The sequence below is a fragment of the Erythrobacter sp. genome, assembly GCF_038133525.1.
Classification (GTDB): Bacteria; Pseudomonadota; Alphaproteobacteria; order Sphingomonadales; family Sphingomonadaceae; genus Qipengyuania.
The window spans coordinates 1-1,560 of the sequence record NZ_JAYPTL010000192.1; the positions used below are offsets into that span (position 1 = coordinate 1).

At 60.8% G+C, this 1,560-nt stretch carries 1 pseudogene; it reads right to left on the reverse strand.

The features are described from left to right. Positions 1–4: 4 nt before the first annotated feature. Positions 5–1,560, reverse strand: a pseudogene (nuoL, locus tag AAFM29_RS17895) (NADH-quinone oxidoreductase subunit L); the annotation flags it as partial.

Below are 1,560 nucleotides of genomic sequence, written 5' to 3' on the forward strand. Positions count from 1 at the left end.
TCCATCAGAACAGCACCCAGGTGATCGCGGCGACGAGCCCGAGGAGCATCACCAGCGCATAGCTATAAAGATATCCGGTCTGGAACTTCCTGGCGCCGAGGGCGCCCTTCTCGACCACCCAGGCGACGCCGTTGGGGCCGAAGCGGTCGATCGTGCCGACATCGCCGAGTTTCCAGAACTGGCGCCCGAGCCAGAAGGCCGGGACCACGAACAGGTAGTGGTAGAGCTCGTCGAAGTACCATTTGTTGTAGAGGAAGCGGTATACCGGGCCGAGCTGTTCGGCGGTCTTGCCCGGGATCGACGTATCCTTGATGTAGGCCAGCCAGGCGACGAACAGGCCGAGCGCCATTACAATGGTCGCCGCGTATTTCACCAGCGTCGGCACATTGTGCATCGCGTGAAGCAGCGCCTCGTTATAGTAGATCGAGCCCCCCCAGAACGCCTCGTTGTCGAGGAAACTGTGGTTGAACACAAAGCCGGCGAATACCGCACCCAAGCTCAGCACACCGAGCGGGATCAGCATCGAGAGCGGGCTTTCATGCGGATGGTAGCCGCCCGTGGTGTCCTCCCCCGCCTGTTCCGGCGTCTTGTGAACCGAATGCTGGATGTGTTCGCTCTCGATCCAGCGCGGCTTGCCCCAGAATGTCAGGAACATCAGGCGCCAGCTGTAGAAGCTGGTCAGCAGTGCTGCAAAAGTGCCCATCCAGAAGGCGAAGTTGCTCAACTCGGTGCCGCGGGCAAATGCGACCTCGAGAATGGCGTCCTTCGAATGGAAGCCCGCAAAGCCGGCATGCAGCATGACGACACCGACGCCGGTGATCGCCAGCGTACCCGCCATCATCGCCCAGAAGGTCAACGGGATATGCTTCCGCAAGTTGCCGTAATAACGCATGTCCTGTTCGTGGTGCATCGCGTGAATGACCGAGCCGGCACCAAGGAACAGCAGCGCCTTGAAGAAGGCATGCGTGAACAGGTGGAACATCGCGGCGCCATAGGCGCCAACGCCGGCTGCGAAGAACATGTAGCCGAGCTGCGAACAGGTCGAATAGGCAATGACGCGCTTGATATCCCACTGCGTGGTGCCGACGGTGGCGGCGAAGATGCAGGTCGCGGCACCGATGAAGGTCACCATCGCCAACGCTGCCGGTGCGGTTTCGAACATCGGCGAAAGACGGCAAACCATGAACACGCCCGCCGTCACCATGGTAGCCGCGTGGATCAATGCAGAAACCGGCGTCGGGCCTTCCATCGCGTCGGGAAGCCAGGTGTGCAGGCCGAGCTGCGCCGACTTACCCATCGCCCCGATGAACAGGAGGATGCAAAGGACATCCATTGTCGGCAGGCGGTAGCCAAGGAAGCCAATCGTCGCCCCGCTCATACCCGGAGCAGCTTCGAGGATCGCCGGAATCGATACGGTCCCGAACACCAGGAAGGTTCCGAAAATACCGAGCATGAAGCCGAGGTCGCCTACACGGTTGACCACAAAGGCCTTGATCGCGGCGGCATTTGCGCTGGGCTTCTTGAACCAGAAACCGATCTACAGGTAGCTGGCAAGGCCCA